This window comes from Oscillospiraceae bacterium, assembly GCA_009780275.1.
Taxonomy (GTDB): Bacteria; Bacillota; Clostridia; order Oscillospirales; family UBA929; genus WRAI01.
Map to the genome: position 1 here is coordinate 1 of WRAI01000020.1, position 21,711 is coordinate 21,711.

A 21,711-nucleotide genomic window follows, 5' to 3' on the forward strand; every position below is an offset into this window, starting at 1 on the left:
ACCGCCACCGCCGCCTTCTGCGCCGCCAACACCTTGGACGCCGCCACCGCCGCCTCCCCCACCGCCCTCACCTGCGCCTTCACCGACACCAACACCTCCGGGCGGCGACGTATAATCTATGATCGGCAACGTTTTCTTCAGAGGCATCACTGACATAAGACTGCCATGGGGCAAATGTTCCACACGCGCAACAACAGCCGACCAAAACCTGCGCGAAATCGTGCGCCGTCTGCTGAACGAGGGCGCGAACTATTTCTACACTAATCTGCAAACACCATCTGACGTTACCTTTGCACAGATGATATTGCATTGCAAGTCGTTATTCCCACAAATACAATTGGAAATTGCTCTGCCAAACGAATGCGGTCAGCACAAAGACCTACTCCATTCTGCAGACACAGTGACAATCTCCGAGGAAAACGACAACGACTTCTCCCTCTCACAAATTGATATGCGTTTACTCGAAATCGCTGACATGGCAATCGTTATGCCATTAGAGAACATGCCGCGCGACCCGTCAACGGTTCTATTGTCACGTATGACACGCCAAAAAGGCGTCGAAATCATCTTCTACTCTGATACAGGCATCCACAGAGCCAAAGCACAACGCTTACCGAAAAACATGTAAACGTAAAAGGGACGCAGCAGACCGCGTCCCTTTTTATGGCCACCCGTTCCCATAGGTCAAACATACCGCTACTGCACTATCACTGCTACAGGCGATTGATAATCGCGTTACAAAACAACGGCAATCCTTTTCCGCAATGCCTTCGCCGCCGCGAACGCATCTTGACTTTTCATAATCGCCGTCACAACCGCTGCCCCGTTAGCACGGCTGCCACGCAGGATATCCAAGTTTTCGGCATTTAGCCCACCAATGGCGACAATTGGCAAACCTGTCGCTTCGGCAATGGCATCGAGTGTCGATACTTTGGTAAGAACCGTCTTAACTTTGGTCGTTGTCGGAAAAATCGCGCCCACACCAAGATAGCTTGCACCCTCCGCCAAGGCTTGCTCAGCTTGCAGCACGGTTTTTGTTGTTGCACCAATAATGGCTGACTCACCCATCAATCGTCGCGCTATCTTAACAGGCATATCCTCTCGCCCCAAGTGCACGCCTGCCGCGTCAACTGCTATGGCGATATCAATTCTATCATCAATAATCAACGGTACATTATGCATATCAGTAATGGCTTTGACTTTTTGCGCCAGCACAAGATATGCGCTGCCATTGCATTCTTTCTCGCGCAATTGCACTATCGTCACACCACCGGCGCAGGCACGGTCAACGGTATGCAAAAATTGCTCATCGGTCAAACCATCGCGGTTGGTCACTAAATATAATGTTAAATCCATGATTATTTCCTCCCTACCCCCTTTCGAAAAAGAGGATGCTATATATCGCTTGCGTATCAACATCGTAACGGCTAGGGGAGGGAGACTCTACACCCTTATATAATCCGTATAAACAGGCTGCAACCCCTGCTGTACTATCATCTTATGAATCTCATCAACTCCACGCGGATCGGAAATGGCAAATTGCTCATCCCCTTTTGCCTCATCGCCATGTCCGCCAACACCGACCTTGACCCCCGCCGAAATCTTGTTGGCAGCAAGCTCTAGTACATGATTGCGAAAATGCGCACGTTCGCGCGTCGAAATATTGATAGAGGCATACGGCATAAAAATCCGATACGCCAACAACACTTGCAATAGCTCACGTTCATTAGTTTCAACTCCATATCCACGCAACCTCGGTACGGAAAAGGAAATTTCAATGTGCGGATACACTTGCTGGACATAATAAGCGTGTACAGCGGCGGCCAAAGCATCCCGCCGCCAATCATCTAACCCCAACAACGCGCCAAATCCCACACCCCGCATGCCGCTTTGTAAAGCACGTTCTTGCGAATTAAAGCGATAATCGTAATCGGATTTTGGTCCGTCGGGATGGCATTGTTTATACACATCTCGGTCATACGTCTCCTGATACACACTAACAAAATCAGCACCTTTTCGCCGCAAAGCATGGTATTCTGCACACTCTAACGAATAAATCTCAACGCCGACAGTCGAAAAACACGTTGCCGCAATTTCAACTGCCTTGGCAATATACTCAACCGGCGAGTGCTCACGCGATTCCCCCGTCAACAACAAAATCTCAGTCAATCCCATATCAGCAACAGCATGGCATTCCCGCTCAATTTCATCCAGCGACAACTTGCCGCGCCGAATATCCTTGTTGCAGTTAAATCCGCAATAAACACAATGATTGACGCAATAATTGGAAATGTATAACGGCGTATAAAGCGCGACGTTATTGCCATGATAACGAGCGCGTTCTTGTTTTGCGCGAATCGCCATGTTTTCGAGAAATTTATCAGCCGCAGTTGAGAGCAACGTCATCAAGTCGTGCGGTTGCAATGTTTCTTTGTTTAGTATATTTAGCACGTCTACTTGCGTGAAAGCATTAGCATCAAAAGCTTTTATGCACTGTGTTACTTTCTCTAAAATATCCATTTCATCTAATCCCCTAAAAAGCCCGTCAGTGGACTGGACGCTTCGCCTTCACGATCAAGTACACGCCCAAGCTTTGCCAAATACGCCTGCCGCCCCGCCTCAATTGCCAATTTAAACGCCGATGCCATCATGCCCACATCACCCGCCGTAGCGATGGCCGTATTTGCCATTACTGCAGCACAGCCCATTTCCATTGCCGCACAGGCCTGCGATGGCCGCCCGATACCGGCATCTACGATAATTGGCAAGTCGATCTCATCAATCAAGATTTGAATAAATTCGCGCGTTGACAATCCCTTATTGCTGCCAATCGGCGCACCTAACGGCATAATCGCCGCCGCGCCAGCCGCTGCCATTTTCCGCGCAGCAACCAAATCAGGATACATATACGGCATAACAATAAACCCCTCCGCCGCAAGAATTTCCGTGGCTTTGACAGTTTCATGATTGTCCGGCAAGAGATACTTGCTGTCGTTGATGACCTCGATTTTCACAAAACTGCCACAACCTAACTCGCGTGCAAGTCGTGCAATGCGCACCGCCTCATCTGCGTTACGCGCACCCGATGTATTGGGCAGCAGCGTAATGCCAGGCGGAATATAGTCCAAAATATTCTCACGCCCGCCTACATTGGCGCGACGCAAAGCAAGCGTCACCATTTCAGCCCCGCCATGTTCAATCACTTTTTTCGTAAATTCCAACGAGAATTTCCCGGAACCAAGGATAAATCGAGATAAAAAGCGATGGTTTCCTATTGTTAGCTTGTCATTCATACTTCATTCTCCTCTAGAATCAGCCGTAAAACCATATTCGCCTGATGTCCGGCGCAAATTATCACGCGCGGGGCCATCAATCCATGCTCCGGCGTTGTTTGAAAATCGCCACAAACGTATAAATTAGCAAAACGGCGCACTGTCTTAATTTCGTTGGCGCAGCCATAACCAGCCATACCGGACGCCGCAACCAGCTTTACACCCTCAACTTCCAATAATTCATTGGTAATATCTGCCTTAGACTGCGGATTGTCAAATGCCTCACAAACAATCGGATAGCCGGCGAAAATCGCCTGTGCGTTGCCCTCATCAACGCGCACATTTTTCGTATACACTGTAATAAACGGATTTGCCTGCTTAATTTGTGCTTGTAATGCCTCCGTTTTGCACTGCCCCAAATGAGTAAGATTGTAATGCTGACGGTTAAGGTTGCTTAGCTCAACCACATCAAAATCCACGAGGAGCAACGTCCCTACCCCAATGCGCGCCAACATCATGGCAATGTTTGAGCCCAGGCCGCCAAGTCCTGCAATGGCAATGCGTGCCGCCTTTAATTTAGCCTGTACATCCGGGGCATTCCGCGCGTACATCATGCTCTCAAATTCGTTGCTGTGCATAGTAGCCATACTCATCCACCACCTACAAAATGCACAACTTCCAACTTGTCGCCATTGATAAGAACATCACTATCAAATGCACTCCGCGGCACAATGTGGCCGTTTTTCTCAACTGCCACACGCTGTAAGTCATAGCTTTCCCGCATTAAAAGTGCCGTAACCGACATGCCTTTATCAATGACAATTGATGTCCCATTGACCATAACCATATCAGTCATATAGCTTCACTGTCCCGCCACTCAGAATTGTGTTTGTCGTCCGCACTGCACACATTTTACCGCACATCGAACAAGAATATTTGTCTTTCGGCGGCGCACTTTCGTGATACTTTCGCGCTTTTTCCTTATCAATAGCGAGCTTGAACATCGTTTCCCAGTCGAGATTGCGACGCGCATCCGACATACGGTTATCAATATCGCGGGCATTGGGAATACCTTTGGCAATATCACCGGCGTGCGCGGCAATTTTCGAGGCTATAATCCCCTCACGCACATCATCAACATCAGGCAACCGCAGATGTTCGGCCGGCGTGACATAGCATAGAAAATCGACACCATTCGCCGCGGCAATTGCGCCACCGATGGCAGACGTGATATGGTCATAGCCCGGCGCAATATCAGTGACAAGTGGCCCCAGCACATAGAATGGTGCGTTGTGACAGAGACGTTTCTGCAAGGTTATGTTAGCGGTAATCTCATTGAGTGCCATATGTCCGGGGCCTTCAACCATGACCTGCACGTCTTTTTCCCATGCACGTTTGGTCAAGTGCCCAAGCTCAACCAACTCACTGATTTGCGCCGCATCGGTGGCATCGTCAATACATCCTGGTCGCAAAGCGTCGCCCAAGCTAACAGTCACGTCAAATTCGCGCAAAATCTCCAGCACATCATCGTAATGTTCAAAAAAAGGATTCTCCTTGCCTGTCATTTCCATCCAAGCGAAGAGCAGCGACCCGCCGCGTGACACAATATTCATACGGCGCCCATCACGTTTGAACGCCTCTATCGCCGTTCGATTGATTCCGGCATGAATGGTCATGAAGTCCACGCCCTCAACTGCGTGCGCCCGAATGACGTCAAGAAAGTTCGCCGCTGTAATGTCGCACAGCTCTTTATCCAGATACCCGATGGCATCATACATCGGCACAGTACCAATCATCGCAGGCGATTTGGCAATCAAAGCCGTACGGAATTCGTTAGTTTTGCCGGTATTGCTCAAATCCATAATCGATTCAACACCGAATGACAACGCCATATCAACCTTTTGCATTTCCAGCGAATAATCCTTACAATCGCCTGATACACCCAGATTTACATTGATTTTCGTCCGCAATCCCGTGCCGATACCCTCAGGTGACAACGCAGCATGGTTGACGTTGGCAGGGATGGCGATTTCGCCACTTGCCACGCGGGCCACCAACAGCTCAATATCCATATTCTCTTTTTGCGCCACTGTTTTCATCTGCTCAGTAACAATGCCACGTTTGGCAGCATCCATTTGGGTGGTGTAATTTCTCATAGTTCCTTCCCCACGAAACAGGTTTCGCGGAGTCCCCTTTCTTGATTATATCGGCGGACTTCCGGCGACGAATAAAAATGATTCAATGGCCCATGCCCCTCGCCGATATTCGGCGCACACGCAATCGCCTCTGTCACATACTGCTTCGCCGCACCAACTGCCTCCGCCAATGCTAGCCCATTTGCCAAATTCGCCGCAATTGCCGATGACAACGTACAGCCTGTCCCATGTGTGTTGTGACTGTCAATGCGTTGGTGTGTAAAGGTTTGAAAGCTTTTTCCATTGAAGAGTACATCCACGGCATCGCCTATCAAATGTCCTCCCTTAATAAGTACGTTTTTTGCACCTAACTTATAGACTTCTTGTGCGGCAGATTTCATATCGTCAATATTCTCAACCGCCTGTCCAACAATAACAGCTGCTTCGGGAATGTTAGGCGTAAGCAAGTATGCGCGGGAAATAATCTTGCGACGTAAGGTATCAAGTGCGTCAGCTTGCATAAGTGCGTGACCACCCTTGGCAATCATCACAGGGTCAATCACAGTCAGCGGCGGTGCATATTGCACCAGCTTGTTTGCCACAGCTTGCATAATAGTTGCGTCCGATAGCATGCCTACTTTGACAGCATGTACTTCAATATCCTCAAAAATGGCGTCCATCTGGTTTGCAATCATGCTTGTCGCCACGTTCTCGACAGAAATCACACGGCAAGTATTCTGTGCCGTTACGGCAGTTATCACACTCATGCCATAACACCCATGCGCACTGAATGTTTTAATATCCGCCTGAATCCCCGCGCCGCCGGAGCAGTCAGAGCCGGCAATGGTGAGTAGATTTTTCATAAAATTTTCTCCCTCACAAAAACGCCCCTATCCCAACGATAAGAGCGTTCAAATGAACTTTTTGCTCCCTACGTCGGTCTTAACCAACAGGTTCAAAGGGTCTATCTCAACCGTGTCCCTGCACAGTACCCCTGCAACATTTTATAGTATATCACGCCACGACACACCTGTCAACCCTGTCGAAACACATCTCCAAACCCCGCATACGCATCCGGCACTTTGCCGACAATAATCGTTTCGGCAATGACAACCTGCGCGCGAACCGTCACATCGGTATTCTGTGACATGGTTAATACGCCCATGTGAAAGTCTAAGTTCATGACAATTTGGTGCTGCGTCTGATTTATCCCCGCCGCACTGAAATTATTTTCCAAATCGGCCGTCACCGCGCCTATGGGCACAATCCGAACGCCAATGCGCGGACCACGCCCCATCAACAGCCGGTTACTCGATAAGTTGCCGATGGGAATCGCCAAATCGCTGCGGTTGATGCTCTCAACCCTCCGTAGCACCTCGGCGCTGACTTCGGCTTTCAATGCATTCACACCTGCCATGTTGGTGCGCAATGCACGAATTTCGCCACTTCCGTCGCGCTCAAATGTAATCAAATCATCATACCCCACACCCTCGCGTGAAAGTACATCCAATACCGCCTCATTGATGGACATCGTAGCGAGATTCCGCACCCGCGCGCCGGCGACCTGTGCCACACCCGGGCGAATTTGTGTGTCAATCCAGATATAGAACATGACGATAATGCTCAATAATAGACATAGCAATAAAATACGCCGCTTTCGCCTATTCGGTAGGTATGCTCGCGAACGGCTGCGAAATAATGGACGCGAAAAACGTGGTGCCCGAAAACGACCTTTCCAGCGCAAACGCGAAAAAAGTCGCGGCAGTCGCAGTCGAAACACTCGGAATTTTTGCATGAGAACAACCCCTCTCGCGACAGTATATCACGGAGGGGTTGGCCATTATGCTTAGCAATTTTAAGGTCTGTTGTCTATAACGTATTCGATATGCCCTTTGTTTTCAGTGAAACCGATAGATTCCATCACCGAATTGTCAATGCCGTCTACAACGGTGCAGCTGATAAAATCTATACCGACTTTGTTCAATGCCTCGACCATCATCAATCCCATTTTTTTGGCGATGCCATACCTATCATTTTCTAGCAACGCCCCGTTTTCATGCTGATTTGCACCTTGCAATTCCAGTTCAAAATAAAATTCGCAAATTTTTGCGTATAGCTTATCGTGAATCACTCGAAGTATGCCGACAAGTTCATTTTCGCAAAACGCACCAACAATGAGATCAGAATTATACAACGGGATTGCGGCGGTTTCCTTGTCGTAGCACCGTGCCTCATACATGCCGTTGCGCACATAAAAACGCCAAAGTTGATCTTCCGATATTTCGGGATTGACAAGAATTTTCACATCACCCGGGTTTCTTTTGACTCTGAAAAGCCGGTTAACGGAAACGCCGAAAAATTCCGCAATCATGGGTATCAAGTACAAATCGGGCGTAGTGATATTGTTTTCCCATTTGCTGACAGATTGATAGGTAATCGAAAGATATTCGGCCAGCTGCTCCTGAGTAACGCCCTTTTCAGTACGGAGAGTTTTAATGTTTTCGCCAATATTAAGTGCCATTTTTTATCCTCCATAAATATAGTTGCATTACGTAACACAACCATATAATATCATGGCAAGAGCAATTTCAACAATAACGCATTCGGTTACTTTGATTAGCGTGGTGCGTTAGTTGCTCCTATTTTCCAAAAGCCATTTGGTCGCAAAGTCAACTGCCGGCTTAAAGTCAAACAATTTACATGTAGCAAGTCCAATTTGTCCCACCGCTACACCGCCTCCACGCTCATAAGCATTGCCGATAACAAGGAAGTCACCTTCACCGGCATAATCATAATCTTCGACTGATTTCCATGTCCGTTTTCCTGCCTCAGTCATAATAAACCGTTCGGGCACTTTCGACAAACGTCCGGTCAAGGCTTCAGCAAGATGAAACGCAGTGCAACAGTCGTAATCCACGCCAAGCAATAAAATCTTTGCGCCAAAATTATAAATCGCCCCTAAAGGAGTTTCCATTCCTTGCGACGGCGTTAGCGCGTGTTGCGCAACGATTTGTTTAGCCAGCTTTCCGTTTGCTGTAAACGAAACATATGGGTGGTCAGAGCGCAACGTCCCCGGATAGGTGCGAAAATACTCCGGAATTATTCCCAAGCCGCGAACAAAAACAGGTGTGGTGTTTTTGTCGAACGGCAACATCGTTTCACGAAACATTTCGTGCCATTCTACGGGCAGAGGTGGATTTTCATAATTGAGCGGGTCATCATTTTCCCAAGTAAACGCCGGCATCACTACCGTACCGCTACTACCAACCGCTTTCAATAATGCTCGAACAACTGCTTCTTGTGCACCAAAAACTGTGCCAAGCGCCGATAGCGACGAATGCACCATTAGTACATCACCGCCTGAAATCCCCATTGCGTTCAGCCCGGCATAAATGCTATCAATAGTGCTTGGCACTTTAGTTTTATTCATTCCAACTCCCGCACAGCCCGCGCCACATCAATTCCACCACTATACGCCGCCTTGCCGACAATTGCGGCGTCAACGCCCATGTCGTGCAGGCGCCGTAAATCTTCATGATTACTCATGCCGCCGCTGGCAACAATCGCACAGCTCAACTTCTCGCGCAATGTACGATACAATGCAAAATTCGGACCTTCAAGCATTCCGTCTTTGTCAATATCAGTCACAATCAACGTGCAAACGCCGCGCTTTTCCATATCAATCGCCATATCCAGTGACGTTACGCCACTGTTTTGCAGCCAACCATCAGTCTTAACGTCATCGTTCAGCGCGTCAATACCAATAGCAATGCGGTCGCCGTATTTCGCCACCGCTTGGCTCACAAATTCGGGATTGCGCACCGCCGCCGAGCCGATAATCATACGTGTTATGCCCAGTTTGTCGGCACGTTCAAGACACACCATGTCGCGCAGCCCGCCCCCGAGCTCAATCTTAACGCTCAATTTACAAAGCGCGGCAATCACGTCACCGTTGACGGATACGTCGCCTTTTGCGGCGTCAAGGTCAACGACATGAATCATGCTTGCGCCGGCGTCAATAAAACGTTGTGCCGTTTCAACGGCATTGTCGGCAACTTTATGCGCCGTCGCGTAATCGCCGCGCTGTAAACGCACGCATTGCCCGTTGTGCAGGTCAATCGCGGGTAAAATAATCATGCATCAATACTCCCTTTTGTCGAAGTTGCGCCCGCCAGTGGTACCATTGCGCCGCGCAACGCACGGGCAACAGCTTTGAAAATCGCCTCGGTCATGTGATGACCGTTTGTGCCGTAATACAAGTTGATATGCAACGTAATTTTTGCATTATTGCAAACAGCGCGCAAAAACTCTTCGGTCATATCGTACGTATAGCCGCCGCTTGCGCCTGTTAATTGCGGTTTGCTGAAATCGTTGAACACAAGAAACGGCCGCCCGCTGAGGTCAATCGTGGCTTCGGCGAGCGCTTCGTCCATAGGAATTGCCGCCGATGCAAAGCGCGCCATGCCGGACTTATCTCCTAAAAGTTCGTAGAGCGCCTGTCCCAGCAAAATGCCGGTATCCTCGATGGTGTGGTGTGCGTCAACGTGCAAGTCGCCCGCAGCAGAGAGCCGTAAGCCCAGCCCTGCATGGAAAAACAGCGCATCAAGCATATGGTCAAAGAACCCTATGCCGGTAGCGATTTCGCGTGTAAGGTCGGTGCGGCTGATGATGAGTTTAATGTCGGTTTCCTTAGTACGCCGTGCGGCGGTCGCATTTGGTGTGGTCATGATGTGTGTCCTCCCGGTTGTGTTGTTGTGGGTGTTTTTATTTTCTGAATATGTCAATCGCGTGACTCGTAATCCCCAACATATCTTCGCGTTCACAAGTAGCGAAGTGATACTTCAAATATAACTCAAATGTAGCTTTATCCATCGCGTCAACAGCTTCACGCATAATCATTGTGTACCCGTCTGATGCTACATAATGCAACCGAGCAACGCGAAATTTTGACATTAAATCGTCAATATGCTCTTTGCGAACAAGCTCAAATAATTCTGCTTCATTAGATTTTACAGTAAATGTAGTAGGGTCTATCAAATCTTGCTCGATATAATTTGAAATATTGATGTTACCGCGACTAAACCCCTCATCAAGAATACAGCCATCTGATATGACATACGCAACAAAAATAATCCCGCCTCGTTTTGTAACACGGATTGCCTCGCTCAACGCTCGTAGCTTGTCCTCTTTATTATATAAGTGATACATTGGCCCTAAAAGAAGTGTAATATCATATTTATTGTCTGAAAAATCGGATAAATTCATGGCGTTGCCTTGTGTAATGGTCACCATTTCATCGGGCTGAGTATTTTGACGAAAAATTTGTATATTATGTTCGATAAGTTCTATGGCATCAACGACATATCCTTGACGTGCCAACGCATGGGAATACCGACCGGTTGCTGCCCCTATTTCAATCACATGGTCACCCGGTTTTATATACTTATCAATGTAACGCATTGTGGTAAGAAACTCCACCGAACCACGCTGTGATATAAGGCGTTTATCTTCGTCACAAGTATTCGTGTAATAGTCTACTAGAAATTGATTCGGTTGCATGGTGTGTCCTCCCGGTTGTAGTCTGTTTGGGTTTTATTTGATTATTTAGTGTGGGTAGGCATCGCTATTGCTTATACTCTGTACTGCTTCTTACAATATCATAATTCACGTTTTGCCAAAATCAGCTGTTTGGCACATTCTATTTCCTCAGCATCAGGATTCCAGAAATCAGGAGCAGCTAACCCGCAAACTCTCTCCATTTCTTTTCCGAGTATTGTTTTGTTACCCCCCGGAAAACAGCTATTGCATACTTTGCAAGTTCTTACATTTGACCAAACGATTTCTTTGATACGCTCATCAGCTATTAAATTCTCATCGGCAAGACCCTCACAAGAAAAGCTGACCCACCAAGAACCGGTAAAAATTCCGTCAAGCTGAGACACTCGTATATAACACGTACGTTTTCCTTTGACGCTGACCATCCAATTATTTTTAGTAGCCCATGCGGGTGATATCTTGTTTGCCCGAAGCCACGTGACGAAGTTCAACAAGTTATCCAGCCTTTCACCAACAAGGGCTTTGCCCGCGATGTCTTCGATTTGAGGACGAGTATTTTTTTGACATTCATGCAAGGGTTTTACATCTTGTTCGGCTTTTTGAACATCGTTGTGTTTTACGACTTTTTTCGGCACTTCACTCCTTGCCGTTTTCTCTAATTCTATCAGTCTTTTTATGCCATTTATCACCGTTTCACTGGGATTCTCAACCAGCGTGAACGTTCTGCTAAAATGGCAAACACCTTCAATCTCCTTACCGAGAATTATTCTGCTTTCACCGCCGACACAGGGTTTATTCGAGCTGCAACCTGTACCTGACCCGTTGCTGCTATAAATACAGTAAACGACATTATCAAAAATGATTTTCTGTAATCCTTCACCCATTATCAAATCTTCATATTTATTTGTATCATTAAGACAATCAAGGTAAAGGGCAACAGCCCATGGATTCTTCTGTTCGGGTAGCAGATGTACAGTACAAATCACCTCGCCCTTATAACTCACCTTCCAAGTATTCCAAGCAGTCCACACAGGTTGTAACTTGATTGTCCGCAAATACACAACAAAATCCAACGCAGTTATTTTCATATCTCCATCAAGGTATTTGGAGATGCTTTCTTCAATTATCGGTTTAGCCTTCTTTGGAATTGACATTTTAATTTCCTCAATACCTAATATAAAATTTCGCTGTTATGTTGACAGACCGCGAGCGCAGGCGAGTTTGCTTATCTTGTGCTTTTTAGTTCTGCAATGCAGAGCTTCCACGCTTCCACTAATTTTTTGATTTCTTCAAATGTATCGGCAGTAGGATTCACGAACATGATAGGACAATGGCAAATGTTATCAAACTTTTCGCCAAGAATAATAAAACTCTGTCCAGGTTGACTGCCGCAACCGCAAACTTCACCGTTTGTTCTAAAATGGTTACATTGATTAAGATTATTGAAAACAAAGTTTTTCATTTCGTCACTTATCGGATAACTGTTAAAATCGCTAGTGCAAACACTGCTATTTTGTCCAAAGAAAATACGCAATGTTGAAGGTTCAGTGACGAAAAAACATATCGCTTCACCCAAGTGATTCCATCCAGATATTTCGTCCATATGCTCCACAAAGGCAAGCGCATTTGTCAACAAATCACCACTTAGGTTAGTATTAAATTCCTCTTCAATTTTTGGCTTTACTCGTTCTGACATTTTTGCAATCCTCCTACACCAAATATAAATTCCCTACACGTCCAATCGCCCCACGCCTACACCAAGTACCCCGCTGAGCTGTCCTCCCAATCGTCCATCGCCGCGACAAACGCCGCGTTTTCCTCACGGCTACCCACTGTTACACGCAGTAAGTCCGGCTTTAAGTACCGTGTAGCAATGCCTTGGGCAGTCATATGTGCGTGCAGTAACTGCGCGTCTGCGCCTTTGAGCAAGATAAAGTTCGTTTGCGTATCCAAACGCTCCAAAAGCCGCTCCACTGAGTCAATTGCAGTGATAAATTCGCGTTTGTTGTCCAAAATCTCGGCAATCATGGCTTTCAATTGCGCCGGCTCGCGTAACACTGCCGCGCCTACTGCTTGCGTCAACGCATTGACGTTAAACGGCGAGCGCACGTTGTGCAACGCCGTAATAATTGCCTCACTCGCCATGGCAAATCCCAGCCGAATACCTGCCAAGCCAAACGCCTTTGAACAAGTGCGCAGCACAATCAAATTCGGATACTCATCTAAACTCGGCAGCATACTGTCTTCGCAAAAATCGGCGTACGCTTCGTCAACGACAATGAGTGCGTCGGTCGAACGCAGTAAGCGCACGATTTCGGCTTGCGGAATCACCGCGCCTGTCGGGTTGCATGGGCTCGAAAAGATGACCAAGTCAACAGCCTGCGCCTTTTCAATCAAAGCGTCAAGATTAACGTCATCGCGCGGCAAATCGGCGACTTCAATGTCTGCCAACCCCGCGTAAAATGCGTACATATCAAAGTCTGGTTTGGTGACCAAAACCTTGCCGTCACGCGGCAGCAGTGCCATCATTAACAGCGAAATCAGCTCATCGCTGCCGTTGCCTGCAACAACTTGCTCGACACGAACGCCGAAATAATCCGCCGCCAACGCGCAACATTCACGCGCTATGGGGTCAGGGTAACGGTTGAGTTTTACATCCGCCAATGCGGCTTGCAAATCCACCTGCGGCGGCTGAAAATTTTCGTTGCCATTGAGAATCACTTTTGCCTTTTGCGGGCTGGGGCGGTATGGTGTAAAGGCGCGTTGCTTTTCCGCAATTTTCGGCGGCAAGCCTTGCCATGTCGGGTGTGTCATCGTGTTTTTCTCCCTATCAATTGGTGTGGCATCAGGCGAACATTGTTCGTCCCTACTTGAATCTGTATTTTACGCTGTTTGCATGGGCGTCTAAGCCCTCTTCTTCGGCGATATTGATAATATCGTCTTTTAACGCCAGCAAGTTTTCCCGGGAAAACTCAATCAAACTCATGCGGCGCAAAAAGCTGTCTGCCGACAGCGGTGAAAAGAACCGCGCACTACCCGATGTCGGCAACACATGGCTCGGTCCTGCCATGTAGTCACCCAACGGTTCGGGGCTGTACGCGCCCAGGAATACCGCGCCTGCATGTTTGATGAGCGGCAATAATTCGCGCGGATTTTCTGTGATAATTTCCAAATGTTCTGGTGCAAAGACATTGGATAGCTCGGCGCATTGCTGCAAATCATCGCATACAACCATCACGCCAAAACCTTCAATCGACTGTGCCGCAATCTCTTTGCGCGGCGATTCGTCTAACTGTTTTTGCAATTCGTCACGCACGGCGTCAATGAGTTGCTGCGAATTGGTCAACAGTATCGACTGCGCCAATGCGTCATGCTCGGCTTGGCTCAAAAAATCGGCGGCAACAAATTTGGGGTCGGCGGTTTTGTCGGCAATCACCAAAATCTCCGACGGCCCTGCGACGTGGTCGATGTCAACTTGCCCGTAAACCATGCTCTTTGCCGCGGCAACGTAAGCGTTGCCCGGGCCGACAATTTTATCAACTTTCGGCACAATGCCGTACCCGTATGCCAATGCCGCAACCGCCTGTATGCCGCCGACGGCAAACACACGGTCAACGCCTGCAATGTACGCGGCGGCAAGTACGCTTGGCTTCAAGTGCGCCGTGGGCGGCGTTACCATAATAATCTCAGATACGCCTGCGGCTTTGGCCGGCACTGCGTTCATCAACACCGACGACGGATACGCCGCCGTACCGCCCGGGACGTAGATTCCCACACGCCGCAACGGGCGCACCAACTGCCCGACTCTGCCACCAACGGGTGAATCCCACTCGCTGTCTTGCAGCACAATACGCTTTTGATAATCAAAAATTTGGTCGCGCGAACGCTCCAACGCGCGGCGCAAATCAATGTCAATGCTGTCGTACGCCTCCCGCAATGTTTCTTGCGAAATCTCGTACGGCGCAGTGCCGTCAAATTCCATTGAGCATGCAACCACGCCGTCCCAGCCTTTGGCGCGGATATCTTGCATAATCGCCTGTGTTTTTTGCTGTATGTCTTGCTCGACTGCTGTGCGCTTGCTCTGGGTAGCGGCAATTAAAGGCTGTGCTTCATTATATTTTACAATATTCATAATTTAATGTTCTCCAATAACGCCTTAATCTCGGCTTTGCGCGTTCTCATCGAAGCCGTGTTTACGATTACACGTGCGCTGATTTTTGCGATTTCTTCAATCTCACGCAACCCGTTGGCACGCAGCGTTTCGCCTGTTTCCACCAAATCTACAATACCATCTGCTAACCCAAGCAACGGCGACAATTCAACCGAACCTTCGATTTTAATCAGCTCAACATCCATGCCGCGTTCGGCGAAATATTGCGCCGCAACATTGGGGTATTTTGTGGCAACCCGACGGCGTTTGTAAGTATTAAAAAAGTCCACGCCATTGGGTACAGCCAGCATGAAACGACAAGCACCGAATCCTAAGTCTAAAACTTCGTAGAACGATTGCCCTTGCTCCAAAATCGTATCTCTGCCCACCACGCCGATGTCAACAACGCCGCGCTCGACGTATGTAATTACATCGGGTGCCTTGGCAAGCACGACTTGATACTTACCACCGTCCAACGGCACAATCAGCCGCCGACCCGGCGACTTTACGTCAGTGCAATCCATGCCGGCACGCTCGAACAACTCAACTGTTTTCTTCTCCAACCGCCCTTTGGTGAGCGCAATTGTCAGTGGTTTCATACACACACCTCCGAAAGTGCTTCCAAATCAACGGCGAAACCCACAGCAGGCAAATCACGCCCGAATTTCGATAACAAATTATCATACCGCCCGCCCGTAATAATCGGTGTGCCGACACCATGGATATACACATCAAAAATCAATCCTGTATAGTAATTCAGCGGTGTTGACGGCCCGATTGCGCCTTTGTCGGCATGCCCGATTTCTATATGCGCATTGTCAAGCCCGCACGCGGCAATTGTTTCGTCAAGCAAGCGCAATATTTCTTTATCGGCAATCTCAGCCTCTACGCCGAGTAGTTCCAGCCCGATTTGCCACCGCTGCGAATCGGCACCTTTGTGGCTGGCGTCACTGCGATACACAGGCTGCGAGTAATACAGCCGAAACGGCGGTTCTTGCGCCTTTAATCGTGTACCGACAAGCCGCGCAATGGGCGTAGTATTGTCGGGACGCATGACCAAAATTTTGCCCTCACGGTCGACGAGTTTCACCATCGCTTCTTGCGCAATGGGGCTTCCCGATTGCGCAATGGTATCGTAATATTCCAAAGTCGGAGTCATCACTTCACTGTACCCGTTGTGCGAGAAGACATCCGTAATTTTTTGCTCATATGTACGGCGGCATTGGCACTCGTCAAACAACCAATCACGGCTGCCCTCCGGTGTCCCCGCCCAATTTGTTTGTGTCATAGTTTTCACCTCTTACAATGGGCATTGTAACATAAATATGTTAATATAGCAAACACCCCCGCAAGGCAAGGCGTTGAGGCCTTATCTTGCGGAGTGCTTGTGTGGTACGATAACGCACCTCGGTTCGTTTATATTGATGTAAACGGTTTGTTAGTAATACACATGAACAGCCCAATTTATCGGGCAGAAAACAATTTTCCGCATAAACACTTGCTCAAACACATGATAACATGTTATTAAAATTTGGAGGATTCGTCTATGCCGACATTTGCGCCTAAACTTATTGTTACCGACCTTGACGGCACATTATTACGCCGTGATAAAACAATTTCGCAATATACTGTCGATATTTTTGCCAAATGCCGTGCGCGCGGCATTAAAATCGCGTTTGCCACGGCGCGTCCTGTGCGTTCGGTTGCTGCACTTGCCGCCAAGGCGTTAATTGCACCCGATGCCTTAGCCTACCACAACGGCGTGATTATCGAAATCGACGGCGCAATCACGCATCGATTCGGCATTCCACATGAAATGGCAGCATCCATCGTAGGAAAATCGCTATCAATATTTCCTTCTATGCGTGTCTTCGTCGAAACAGACGACTTTCTATATGTCAATTATGATGATTTTCCTTGCGACTCTTGGCGCATCAACTGTGCCAGCCTCACCGATTTGCCATGCAAGATCATTGATAAAATCTGTTTCGTTACACCGCAATATGATGAGCCTATTTCGCTAGATGTGATTGCAGGCATTAAAACCCTATTGTCCGATGATTTGCGCTACTTATTGGTCGAAGGCGCGCAATACATGCCGGTAACAAGCAAACAGGCTGGCAAAGACCTGGCATGCCAACATTTTGCAACACGTTACGATATTGCAACGGCCGACATTGTAGCTTTCGGCGATGATTACAATGACCTTGAAATGCTGCGTGCCTGCGGTGTTGGCGTCGCCATGGGCAATGCTTGCGAGGGTGTCTGTGAGGCTGTCGATTTAATCTGCGATAGCAACGAAAATGATGGTGTGGCAAAATGGTTGGAAGAAAATGTGCTGAACAACTAAAAAAGGGCTTGACAATGGCGCGTGAGTGTCGTATAATAACGAAGTTGTCAGTTGCGGAGGCATAGCTCAGTTGGTAGAGCATACGCCTTACAAGCGTAGGGTCACAGGTTCGAGCCCTGTTGCCTCCACCACATCATCGCAAACATCCGCTCTGCTTTCCTCTTGAAACAGGTTTCGCTTGAGGAGGGACTGGATTGTAGTCTCTGACCGCGAGCATTGTCGAGTAATGTGTTTTTTTGGCTTCATGGCCCGGTAGTTCAGTTTGGTTAGAACGCTAGCCTGTCACGCTAGAGGCCGAGGGTTCGAGTCCCTTCCGGGTCGCCACCAGGCGCCGAATAGGCGCAATACACCGGAGCAAAGTACCTTTTGCTCCGTTTCTGCGGGAGTGACTCAGTGGTAGAGTGTCACCTTGCCAAGGTGAAAGTCGCGGGTTCAAATCCCGTCTCCCGCTCCAAACGCCTCTGTAGCTCAGTCGGTAGAGCAACGGACTGAAAATCCGTGTGTCGTTGGTTCGATTCCGACCGGAGGCACCAAGCAAATCCCGCTAAACACCTTGACTTACAAGGGTTTGACGGGATTGTTTGTTTTAGTGATATTTTTCGTCAGTGGTGAATTCCCCGGAGCGGATGTATTAAGTTATTGAGTTGGCGAACGGTTGGTATGCACACTATCTTGTAATCTTGGATGAAGAAGTTGCTACAGCAGCATTTGAAGAATGGCAAAATGCTCAATTCAACCTAGGCAACGACGAGCAGTAAAAATGCAGCAAACACACCAGCATATACTTCTCCCCATCTATCAAAAAAAGACCGCGAGAGCGGTCTTTTTTGTAGGTTCTATGCGTCTTTCTTGCGGACTTTCATCAGCAAATTCCAAATGGGGCCAGACAGCAATATCGACGAATATGCACCCGCCGCAATACCGAAGAACAAAGGTAACGCAAAATCACGCACACTGGGCACACCCAAGAAAATCAGGAACGTAACCGGCAACATGGTCGTGATGGTCATATTCACCGCGCGAGACAACGTAAGGTGCGTCGCCTCATCAATAACAGTAGCTGTATCAATTTTGCGTTCGCGACTCTTAGTTTCGCGCACACGGTCGAACAAAATAATGCTGGCGTTCAATGAATAGCCAAGCGTGGTCAGCATAACGGCAATAAACGTCATGTTAACAGGGATTTGGAACACCACATAAGCGCTCAGCACCACAAGTAAGTCATGCGCCTGTGAGGCGATGACCGCAAGCCCCGAACGGAACTCAAAGCGAATGCCGATATAGATTAAAATCAACAACGCTGCCAACAGCGTCGCCATAATAGCAATATTGCGCAAATCGGCGCTCACCGCCGCTCCAATGTACGAATACAGCGGCGGCTCAATATCGTAAGCCTCAACCATAGCATTCTGAAATGCCTCAACCTCCGCCGTTGATACACGCGATAAGCGCAACAAAACAATGGAATTTTCAATCGCATCATCGCCAATACCGCCAACACGCTGTAACATGGATGGCGCAACGCCGAAGATTTCAGTCGCCAAAGCCTCTACTTCAACCGACTCCTCACGGGAAACATAACGTCCAAAATCGCTTTCAATTTCAATGCCACCTAAAAAATCAATGCCCAAGTTAATAAAAGACGTATTACTCTGTTGCACAATTAAACTGCCTGCACCAATCAATCCCGGCATAATTAAAATTAAGCTGATCAATACCGACCATTTGAAGTTCTTAACAAATGAGAACTTTCCGATTCTTTTTTTCAATGACATGTTAGGCTACCTCCTTGCTCGTCGATGCCCCAGAAAGCTCAGATACGCCGTAAAGCCGCGGGTTTGTTATGCGCAGACCCACCACCGCACGAAGCATGAGGCGCGTAATCACAAGTGCGGTGAACATTGACACCATAACACCCAGAAATAGCGTCACAGCAAAGCCTTGAATCGGCCCTGTCCCCATAAAGTACAAAACACCGGCTGAAATCATCGTGGTTAAGCAGGTATCAATAATTGCACTTCTGGCGCGCTTGAACCCAGAGTCAACAGCCGCACGAAGTGTCTTTCCACTGCGCAACTCATACTTAACGCGCTCAAATATGACAATTTCGGCATCGGTTGCCATACCAATACTGAGTATGATGCCGGCAATGCCAGGCAACGTCAAGTTGACGCTCAATATATTCATCAATGTAATCGATAACGTAACATATAGCGTCAGCACAACAGCCGCCACAATGCCGGGTACACGATAGTAGATGATCATAAACAATGCCAATAGAATCAAGCCAATCAGACCGGCACGAATGGATGTATGTAACGCCTCTTCGCCCAATGTCGCACTGACTTGGCGCATTTCAACCAGTTCCAATGTAAATGGCAATACACCGCTATTAATTAACTCCGCCAAATTTCTTGCCGCATTCCATCCGTCGCCTTCACCTCCCATTGTGATAACAGCCGTATTGCTGTTAATCGGTTCGTTGACAAATGGCGCACTTATCTGGTCTTCGTCCAGATAAATGAAAATACGATTGGCATCTGAACCCTGCGGCTGCGCAGCCGCAGCAGAGGTTGCCGCAAAGAATGCCGCCTGTGCCGATTGATCAAACGCCAACTGCACCACAGGCTGCCGCGCACCAAACTCTTGGTTCTGCCAATCCGCTCGCGCATTTCTTACTTGCTCGGCTCCAATGATTTCTTCGCCGTTATGGCGGAAACTCAGCCGTGCCGTACTTCCAAGTAATGCAACCAAGTCATCATCAGGGTTCTGCCCGGGAATCTCAATGGTAATACGATTTTGCCCCGACTGCACAATGCGACGTTCAGTAAAGTTCTGGTTATCCAGCCGTCGCCCAAAAATAGTGACGACGGAGTCCATATCCGACCTTGAAATGTTATCGACACCGACCGCTTGATACGTAATTGACGCGCCGCCCTGCAAATCCAGCCCCAGCACAATACCGTTGTCGCTCCCTACGCCGGGGAAATGAAAGTCGCCAATATCAAGCCCGGTGAGTGCTACCGTACCCAACACCGCGATGACAACAAACACCGCTGCGATGGTGATGATGTGTTTTCTCACGTTTTCAACTCCTTTTATATCCTTTGTAAATTCTTACCTGTCCGAGTATACAGCAATTACACAGCCGTGTCAATACTTCAAGCCTGTCGTGCCTCGTGTGCGCCGCACAGCCGACCGTAATAAGGCACAGACGACACCGTCTTATCGCGCCTTATACTCATTGCACGTCTACTCGGCAGTTCTAATATTTCAAATCCCCGCCCCCGATAAACTCCCGCAACAATGAGCTTTTTGCCACCACGTTTTCATCTATTCCCTCAAACATGGGCAACGCCGCCAACACTTTGTCATAATCGCTCTTGCGCAAAATATCTTCAGCTTCCCAGTCCTCGAATAACGACAACGCAAACGGTTTCAATGCCGCTACTTCGTAACCCAATGCTGTATCAAACTGATAATCGGCCAACCCTTTGTATGGCGAGATATAACGCAATTCACCACGTCGCACGCCATCCCACATATGCAATGTTTCGGCAATGCCCGTACCGCGAAAATGATTGTCGCGCACTACACGCCGAATCAAGCGCAGCAACGTATGGTCGAGCAAAACTTGCCCGTCATACATCATATCTGTTTGTGTCGAAATATACAGTTTGAAGCTTTTCGCCACACATTGCTCGTATAGGTTTGGATTTAAAGCGTGGATGCCCTCGTATATGGCAATTTCATCACGAACTAACTGCAGTGCTTTTTCTTTATCGGGGTTGCGTCTGCTCATTTTAAAATCAAAATACGGTACAAGCACCTCCTCGCCTTGTGACAGACTGCGATAATGTTCGCGCAGCAGCGGCAAATCCAGGCAATACGGCGACTCATAGTCGCGATCCCCCACCTCGTTGCGCAGATGTTTGGTCTGGTTTTCAGGCAAAAAGTAACTATCCATGGAAATCACGTGTGTGCCTATACCGCGCTTGCGCAGTGCCAGTTCTAACATCTTTGCTGTCGTTGTCTTGCCGCTCGCACTCGGACCTGCGAGAAAGGCAAGGTGGCTATTCTCTAAATTCGCGGCAATTTTATCCGCAGTTTCAGCAATTTGTCCTTCGTATTGCGCGTCGCATTCGGTCATGAATGCCACAACATCACTGCGAATGCGCGTGTTAATGGTAGTTAGATTCATGTTGTTTCTCCTTTTTTACGTAGTGTTGCGTTAACGGCACTTGATAT

24 protein-coding genes, 4 tRNA genes and 1 riboswitch are annotated in these 21,711 nt (G+C 48.3%); of the genes, 6 read left to right on the forward strand and 22 right to left on the reverse strand.

The features are described 5' to 3' along the window. The first annotated feature begins 118 nt into the window (after nt 1-118). The gene (locus tag FWE06_06900; protein MCL2546907.1) at nt 119-628 is read left to right on the forward strand and encodes a hypothetical protein; all 510 of its coding nucleotides are present in this window, start codon (nt 119-121) and stop codon (nt 626-628) included. Nucleotides 629-735: 107 nt separating this feature from the next. On the opposite strand, the gene thiE is transcribed toward FWE06_06900, so the two are convergent. The 19 genes from thiE to FWE06_06995 form a co-directional block, all read right to left on the reverse strand. Next, nucleotides 736-1,356 (reverse strand): thiamine phosphate synthase, encoded by a 621-nt coding sequence (gene thiE / locus FWE06_06905; GenBank protein ID MCL2546908.1) that lies wholly within the window; start codon nt 1,354-1,356, stop codon nt 736-738. Between the two features lie 87 nt (nt 1,357-1,443). Then, entirely contained in the window at nt 1,444-2,520 is a 1,077-nt protein-coding gene (gene thiH, locus FWE06_06910; protein ID MCL2546909.1) for a 2-iminoacetate synthase ThiH, read from the reverse strand. Between the two features lie 5 nt (nt 2,521-2,525). After that, nucleotides 2,526-3,293 carry a thiazole synthase gene (locus FWE06_06915; GenBank protein ID MCL2546910.1) on the reverse strand — a complete coding sequence of 256 codons (768 nt, stop codon included), beginning with the start codon at nt 3,291-3,293 and terminating at the stop codon, nt 2,526-2,528. After that, on the reverse strand, nt 3,290-3,919 hold the full coding sequence (gene thiF, locus FWE06_06920) for a sulfur carrier protein ThiS adenylyltransferase ThiF (GenBank protein ID MCL2546911.1): 630 nt from the start codon (nt 3,917-3,919) through the stop codon (nt 3,290-3,292). Before thiF ends, FWE06_06915 begins: the two co-directional genes overlap by 4 nt. Nucleotides 3,920-3,921: 2 nt before the next feature. Then, entirely contained in the window at nt 3,922-4,128 is a 207-nt protein-coding gene (gene thiS, locus FWE06_06925; GenBank protein ID MCL2546912.1) for a sulfur carrier protein ThiS, read from the reverse strand. Beyond that, the gene (thiC, locus tag FWE06_06930) at nt 4,121-5,428 is read right to left on the reverse strand and encodes a phosphomethylpyrimidine synthase ThiC (GenBank protein MCL2546913.1); all 1,308 of its coding nucleotides are present in this window, start codon (nt 5,426-5,428) and stop codon (nt 4,121-4,123) included. The genes thiS and thiC overlap by 8 nt, the downstream gene beginning before the upstream one ends. Next, complete coding sequence (thiD, locus tag FWE06_06935; GenBank protein MCL2546914.1) at nt 5,425-6,270, reverse strand: bifunctional hydroxymethylpyrimidine kinase/phosphomethylpyrimidine kinase; 846 nt, start codon at nt 6,268-6,270, stop codon at nt 5,425-5,427. The genes thiC and thiD overlap by 4 nt, the downstream gene beginning before the upstream one ends. A 48-nt stretch (nt 6,271-6,318) precedes the next feature. Continuing rightward, a riboswitch (TPP riboswitch) is annotated at nt 6,319-6,413 on the reverse strand. Between the two features lie 27 nt (nt 6,414-6,440). Further along, complete coding sequence (gene yunB, locus FWE06_06940; GenBank protein MCL2546915.1) at nt 6,441-7,019, reverse strand: sporulation protein YunB; 579 nt, start codon at nt 7,017-7,019, stop codon at nt 6,441-6,443. A gap of 243 nt (nt 7,020-7,262) precedes the next feature. Then, a complete protein-coding gene (locus FWE06_06945; protein MCL2546916.1) occupies nt 7,263-7,928 on the reverse strand; it encodes a helix-turn-helix domain-containing protein in 666 nt (221 codons plus the stop codon). A 108-nt stretch (nt 7,929-8,036) separates the two neighbouring features. Then, entirely contained in the window at nt 8,037-8,837 is an 801-nt protein-coding gene (locus FWE06_06950; protein ID MCL2546917.1) for an AAC(3) family N-acetyltransferase, read from the reverse strand. Beyond that, nucleotides 8,834-9,544, reverse strand: a complete 711-nt coding sequence (gene hisA / locus FWE06_06955) for a 1-(5-phosphoribosyl)-5-[(5-phosphoribosylamino)methylideneamino]imidazole-4-carboxamide isomerase (GenBank protein MCL2546918.1) — start codon at nt 9,542-9,544, stop codon at nt 8,834-8,836. The genes FWE06_06950 and hisA overlap by 4 nt, the downstream gene beginning before the upstream one ends. After that, on the reverse strand, nt 9,541-10,134 hold the full coding sequence (gene hisB, locus FWE06_06960; GenBank protein MCL2546919.1) for an imidazoleglycerol-phosphate dehydratase HisB: 594 nt from the start codon (nt 10,132-10,134) through the stop codon (nt 9,541-9,543). The genes hisA and hisB overlap by 4 nt, the downstream gene beginning before the upstream one ends. A gap of 37 nt (nt 10,135-10,171) precedes the next feature. After that, the gene (locus FWE06_06965) at nt 10,172-10,966 is read right to left on the reverse strand and encodes a class I SAM-dependent methyltransferase (GenBank protein MCL2546920.1); all 795 of its coding nucleotides are present in this window, start codon (nt 10,964-10,966) and stop codon (nt 10,172-10,174) included. Nucleotides 10,967-11,064: 98 nt separating this feature from the next. Further along, complete coding sequence (locus tag FWE06_06970; GenBank protein MCL2546921.1) at nt 11,065-12,117, reverse strand: hypothetical protein; 1,053 nt, start codon at nt 12,115-12,117, stop codon at nt 11,065-11,067. Nucleotides 12,118-12,188: 71 nt separating this feature from the next. Beyond that, nucleotides 12,189-12,659, reverse strand: a complete 471-nt coding sequence (locus FWE06_06975; GenBank protein MCL2546922.1) for a hypothetical protein — start codon at nt 12,657-12,659, stop codon at nt 12,189-12,191. A 56-nt stretch (nt 12,660-12,715) separates the two neighbouring features. Then, nucleotides 12,716-13,777 (reverse strand): histidinol-phosphate transaminase, encoded by a 1,062-nt coding sequence (gene hisC, locus FWE06_06980; GenBank protein ID MCL2546923.1) that lies wholly within the window; start codon nt 13,775-13,777, stop codon nt 12,716-12,718. 52 nt (nt 13,778-13,829) lie between these two features. After that, nucleotides 13,830-15,095, reverse strand: coding sequence for a histidinol dehydrogenase (gene hisD, locus FWE06_06985; GenBank protein MCL2546924.1), 1,266 nt, complete (start codon nt 15,093-15,095; stop codon nt 13,830-13,832). Next, nucleotides 15,092-15,712, reverse strand: coding sequence for an ATP phosphoribosyltransferase (hisG, locus tag FWE06_06990; GenBank protein ID MCL2546925.1), 621 nt, complete (start codon nt 15,710-15,712; stop codon nt 15,092-15,094). Before hisG ends, hisD begins: the two co-directional genes overlap by 4 nt. Beyond that, a complete protein-coding gene (locus FWE06_06995; protein ID MCL2546926.1) occupies nt 15,709-16,401 on the reverse strand; it encodes an ATP phosphoribosyltransferase regulatory subunit in 693 nt (230 codons plus the stop codon). Before FWE06_06995 ends, hisG begins: the two co-directional genes overlap by 4 nt. 258 nt (nt 16,402-16,659) lie before the next feature. Between FWE06_06995 and FWE06_07000 the strand changes: the two genes are divergently transcribed. The 5 genes from FWE06_07000 to FWE06_07020 all read left to right on the forward strand — a co-directional run bounded on the left by FWE06_07000 (nt 16,660) and on the right by FWE06_07020 (nt 17,996). Further along, nucleotides 16,660-17,463 (forward strand): Cof-type HAD-IIB family hydrolase, encoded by an 804-nt coding sequence (locus FWE06_07000; protein ID MCL2546927.1) that lies wholly within the window; start codon nt 16,660-16,662, stop codon nt 17,461-17,463. Between the two features lie 55 nt (nt 17,464-17,518). After that, nucleotides 17,519-17,594, forward strand: a tRNA-Val gene (locus tag FWE06_07005). A gap of 115 nt (nt 17,595-17,709) precedes the next feature. Continuing rightward, a tRNA-Asp gene (locus FWE06_07010) sits at nt 17,710-17,787 on the forward strand. A 55-nt stretch (nt 17,788-17,842) separates the two neighbouring features. Further along, nucleotides 17,843-17,917: transfer RNA gene (locus tag FWE06_07015), tRNA-Gly, on the forward strand. Nucleotides 17,918-17,920: 3 nt separating this feature from the next. Further along, nucleotides 17,921-17,996: transfer RNA gene (locus tag FWE06_07020), tRNA-Phe, on the forward strand. 303 nt (nt 17,997-18,299) lie between these two features. Here the strand turns inward: FWE06_07020 and secF are convergent. From secF to FWE06_07035, 3 genes are all read right to left on the reverse strand, one after another. After that, nucleotides 18,300-19,238 carry a protein translocase subunit SecF gene (secF, locus tag FWE06_07025; protein ID MCL2546928.1) on the reverse strand — a complete coding sequence of 313 codons (939 nt, stop codon included), beginning with the start codon at nt 19,236-19,238 and terminating at the stop codon, nt 18,300-18,302. Between the two features lies 1 nt (nt 19,239). After that, nucleotides 19,240-20,547, reverse strand: a complete 1,308-nt coding sequence (secD, locus tag FWE06_07030) for a protein translocase subunit SecD (GenBank protein ID MCL2546929.1) — start codon at nt 20,545-20,547, stop codon at nt 19,240-19,242. Between the two features lie 181 nt (nt 20,548-20,728). Beyond that, nucleotides 20,729-21,664, reverse strand: a complete 936-nt coding sequence (locus FWE06_07035; protein ID MCL2546930.1) for a nucleoside kinase — start codon at nt 21,662-21,664, stop codon at nt 20,729-20,731. Nucleotides 21,665-21,711 lie beyond the last annotated feature (47 nt).

What these genes read in the sequence shown, in the direction of transcription:
- FWE06_06900 (MCL2546907.1), top strand. Translation starts at nt 119, where the DNA reads ATGATCGGCAACGTTTTCTTCAGAGGCATCACTGACATAAGACTGCCA.
- hisG (MCL2546925.1), bottom strand. Translation starts at nt 15,712, where the DNA reads ATGAAACCACTGACAATTGCGCTCACCAAAGGGCGGTTGGAGAAGAAA.
- hisC (MCL2546923.1), bottom strand. Translation starts at nt 13,777, where the DNA reads ATGACACACCCGACATGGCAAGGCTTGCCGCCGAAAATTGCGGAAAAG.
- hisA (MCL2546918.1), bottom strand. Translation starts at nt 9,544, where the DNA reads ATGATTATTTTACCCGCGATTGACCTGCACAACGGGCAATGCGTGCGT.
- hisD (MCL2546924.1), bottom strand. Translation starts at nt 15,095, where the DNA reads ATGAATATTGTAAAATATAATGAAGCACAGCCTTTAATTGCCGCTACC.
- thiH (MCL2546909.1), bottom strand. Translation starts at nt 2,520, where the DNA reads ATGGATATTTTAGAGAAAGTAACACAGTGCATAAAAGCTTTTGATGCT.
- hisB (MCL2546919.1), bottom strand. Translation starts at nt 10,134, where the DNA reads ATGACCACACCAAATGCGACCGCCGCACGGCGTACTAAGGAAACCGAC.
- thiS (MCL2546912.1), bottom strand. Translation starts at nt 4,128, where the DNA reads ATGACTGATATGGTTATGGTCAATGGGACATCAATTGTCATTGATAAA.
- FWE06_06915 (MCL2546910.1), bottom strand. Translation starts at nt 3,293, where the DNA reads ATGAATGACAAGCTAACAATAGGAAACCATCGCTTTTTATCTCGATTT.
- FWE06_06995 (MCL2546926.1), bottom strand. Translation starts at nt 16,401, where the DNA reads ATGACACAAACAAATTGGGCGGGGACACCGGAGGGCAGCCGTGATTGG.
- FWE06_07035 (MCL2546930.1), bottom strand. Translation starts at nt 21,664, where the DNA reads ATGAATCTAACTACCATTAACACGCGCATTCGCAGTGATGTTGTGGCA.
- thiC (MCL2546913.1), bottom strand. Translation starts at nt 5,428, where the DNA reads ATGAGAAATTACACCACCCAAATGGATGCTGCCAAACGTGGCATTGTT.
- FWE06_07000 (MCL2546927.1), top strand. Translation starts at nt 16,660, where the DNA reads ATGCCGACATTTGCGCCTAAACTTATTGTTACCGACCTTGACGGCACA.
- yunB (MCL2546915.1), bottom strand. Translation starts at nt 7,019, where the DNA reads ATGTTCTATATCTGGATTGACACACAAATTCGCCCGGGTGTGGCACAG.
- FWE06_06950 (MCL2546917.1), bottom strand. Translation starts at nt 8,837, where the DNA reads ATGAATAAAACTAAAGTGCCAAGCACTATTGATAGCATTTATGCCGGG.
- FWE06_06970 (MCL2546921.1), bottom strand. Translation starts at nt 12,117, where the DNA reads ATGTCAATTCCAAAGAAGGCTAAACCGATAATTGAAGAAAGCATCTCC.
- thiE (MCL2546908.1), bottom strand. Translation starts at nt 1,356, where the DNA reads ATGGATTTAACATTATATTTAGTGACCAACCGCGATGGTTTGACCGAT.
- thiF (MCL2546911.1), bottom strand. Translation starts at nt 3,919, where the DNA reads ATGGCTACTATGCACAGCAACGAATTTGAGAGCATGATGTACGCGCGG.
- thiD (MCL2546914.1), bottom strand. Translation starts at nt 6,270, where the DNA reads ATGAAAAATCTACTCACCATTGCCGGCTCTGACTGCTCCGGCGGCGCG.
- FWE06_06975 (MCL2546922.1), bottom strand. Translation starts at nt 12,659, where the DNA reads ATGTCAGAACGAGTAAAGCCAAAAATTGAAGAGGAATTTAATACTAAC.
- FWE06_06965 (MCL2546920.1), bottom strand. Translation starts at nt 10,966, where the DNA reads ATGCAACCGAATCAATTTCTAGTAGACTATTACACGAATACTTGTGAC.
- FWE06_06945 (MCL2546916.1), bottom strand. Translation starts at nt 7,928, where the DNA reads ATGGCACTTAATATTGGCGAAAACATTAAAACTCTCCGTACTGAAAAG.
- secF (MCL2546928.1), bottom strand. Translation starts at nt 19,238, where the DNA reads ATGTCATTGAAAAAAAGAATCGGAAAGTTCTCATTTGTTAAGAACTTC.